Origin of the sequence: Mycobacterium simiae, assembly GCF_008370645.1 — a bacterium.
Taxonomy (GTDB): Bacteria; Actinomycetota; Actinomycetes; order Mycobacteriales; family Mycobacteriaceae; genus Mycobacterium; species Mycobacterium simiae_A.
The window spans coordinates 1-2,981 of the sequence record NZ_VTZN01000309.1; the positions used below are offsets into that span (position 1 = coordinate 1).

Annotated in this window: 1 protein-coding gene; it reads left to right on the forward strand. The window is 68.7% G+C overall.

The window, feature by feature from the left end; all coding sequences use genetic code 11:
• Positions 1-2,981 (forward strand): type I polyketide synthase (locus tag F0Q45_RS25145; protein ID WP_149656466.1); only part of this gene is annotated, 2,981 nt, incomplete at both ends.

Genomic DNA, 2,981 nt, shown 5'->3' on the forward strand with positions numbered 1-2,981 from the left:
CACGGCCTGCTCGTCGTCGCTGGTGGCCACGCATTTGGCGTGTCAGTCGCTGCGCAACGGTGAATCGAGTCTGGCCCTGGCCGGCGGCGTCACCATCATGACTACCCCGGCGTCGTTCATCCAGTTCGCTCGCCAGCGTGGCCTGGCCGGCGACGGGCGGTGCAAACCGTTCGCCGCCGCCGCTGATGGCACCGGGTGGGGCGAAGGCGCTGGTGTTGTGGTGCTGGAACGCCTCAGCGACGCCCGCCGTAACAACCACCGCGTGTTGGCGGTCATCGCCGGGTCGGCCATCAACCAGGACGGCGCCTCCAACGGATTGACCGCCCCTAACGGCCTGGCACAGCAGCGCGTCATCACCCAAGCCGCCGCCAACGCCGGGGTGCGTCTAGACCACGTCGATGTCGTCGAGGCGCACGGCACGGGCACCACGTTGGGTGACCCGATCGAAGCTGGGGCGCTGATCGCTACCTACGGCGCTCACCGCGACGCCGATCATCCGCTGTGGCTGGGATCGATCAAGTCGAATCTGGGCCACACCCAAGCCGCCGCCGGGGTCGCCGGGCTGATCAAGATGATCACCGCCCTTAACCACGACGTGTTGCCGCCCACCTTGCACGTGGACCGTCCCAGCCCACACGTGGACTGGTCGGCTGGCACGGTGCGCCTGCTCACCGAACCGACCAGCTGGCCGGACACCGATCATCCGCGCACCGCGGCGGTGTCCGCATTTGGGATCAGCGGCACCAACGCCCACGTGATCGTTGCGCAGGCCCCCGCCGAGCCGGCTCCTGCCGAGTCGAGTGAGATGCCGGTCAGCGAAAGTGCGCTAAGGGTATGGCCGGTGTCCGGGCGCAGTCTGGTGGCATTGGCCGCCCACGCCGACCGCTTGCATCGGCATCTTGTCGAGCACCCCGACGTCGACGTCACCGATCTGGCATACAGCCTGGCCACCACCCGTACCCAGCACCCCTATCGAGCCGCGGTCATCGCCCCGGCCGCCGCCGCCGACGTCCGTGCCGAGTTGCTGGCGGGGCTGCACGCACTACGCACCGGCGAGCCGCACCCATGCCTGTTTCAGCATCATCTGGCCCAACCCGCCGGCAAGATCGTTTTCGTCTTGCCCGGTCAAGGTGCGCAATACCCGACCATGGGCCACCAGCTCTACCGCGACCACCGCGTGTTCGCCGACGTTCTCGACCGGGTCTGCGCGGCCTTCGATCCCCACCTCGACATGTCATTGCGCGAGGTCATTTTCGCGGCACCCGACACCGCGTCGGCGGGGTTGCTGCAGCAGACCGCCTACGCTCAGCCGGCGTTGTTCGCGTTCGGAGCGGCGATGCACGCGGTACTGGCCGACGCGGGAATCCACCCGGACTGCCTGCTCGGCCACTCCCTCGGCGAGCTGACCGCCGCCTACCTCGCCGGAGTGTTCTGCCTTGCCGACGCCACGGTGCTGGTCAGCGCCCGGGGCCGACTCATGCAAGCGTGTACCCCCGGGGCGATGCTCGCCATCCACGCCACCGAGCACGCGGTCACCGCGCTGCTGGGCGACTACCCCGATACCGCGATCGCCGCGATCAACAGCCCCACCTCGGTCGTCGTAGCCGGGTCCTTCGACCAGATCGATAGCCTTCGCGCACAGTGCAGCAAGCGTCTCGTCAAAACCACCGCGCTGGCCGTGAGCCACGCGTTCCACTCGCCGGCCATGGACCCGGCACTGCCCGAATTCGAGGCCATCGCCGCCGGCTTGACCTACCACCCGCCCATGCTGCCGGTGGTGTCGAACCTCACCGGACAGCTGGCTACCGCTGAACAACTCACCTCGGCGCTGTACTGGACCCACCATCTACGTCGAAGCGTCCGCTTCGGCGACAGCGTCGCGGGATTGCTCGCCCAAGGCGAGCACACGTTCGTCGAGTTATCCCCCCAACCGGTGCTGGCTCCGGCGATCACCGACGCCCTCAGCAACGCTGCGGGGCGTGACCAGTCAGCGGTCATCACCACCTCGCACCGCGACCGGCCCAACCTTGACACGCTGAGCAGCGCATTGGGTCAACTGCACACCCGCGGGCACAGCCCAGCCTGGCGCGCCCTTTACCCCCATGCCCGGACCACCGCGCTGCCCACTTGTCCCTTCCAGCACCGTCGCTACTGGCTGGCGCCTAGCACCGCCGCCGACGTCAGCGCCGCCGGCCTGGACCGGCCCGGACACCCGTTGCTGGGTGCGCTCACCCAGCTGGCCGGTCAAGACCAAATTGTGATCAGCGGGCGGCTGTCGACCAGCGCGCAGGCCTGGCTGACCGGTCACCGCGTCCACGACAGCGTCGTCTTCCCGGCGACCGGATTCATCGAGCTAGTCCTGCACGCAGGTCAACACGTCGATTGCCCGGTCATCGACGAGCTGATCCTGCACACACCGTTGGTCCTCACGCCAAAGTTGACCACTGATCTGCAAGTCGCCGTCCAGCCCCTCGACGGGCACGGGCGTCGGCCGTTCAGCGTGCACACCCGCACCAGCGAAGACAACCAGCACCGCGGAGTCTGGGTCCTGCACGCCACCGGCACCTTGAGTGCGGACCGGCCCTGCACGCCCGCGCCGGTGCCACTGCCGATCACCGAGGCCGTCAAAACCGGGGCCTTCTACGAACAGCTGGCCGTGCGCGGTCGGCATTACGACGGCCCCTTCCAGGGGGTGGTCGGGATCGGACACCAGCCGGGCAGCGGCGACACCGTGTACGCGGAGGTCGCCCTGCCCGCCGACACCGACGTCACCGGCTACGGCATTCATCCCGCCCTGCTCGATGCCGCCCTGCACCCGCTGACCACGCTCGAGGACGCTGGTGGCGGCTCGACCGGCCCGCGGTTACCGTTCGCTCTGACCGGAATCATGCTGTACGCCACCGCGGCCACCCGTCTTAACGTGGTGCTGACCCGCACCAGCCAAGACACCTACTCCCTGCACGCCAGCGACCCCACCGGCG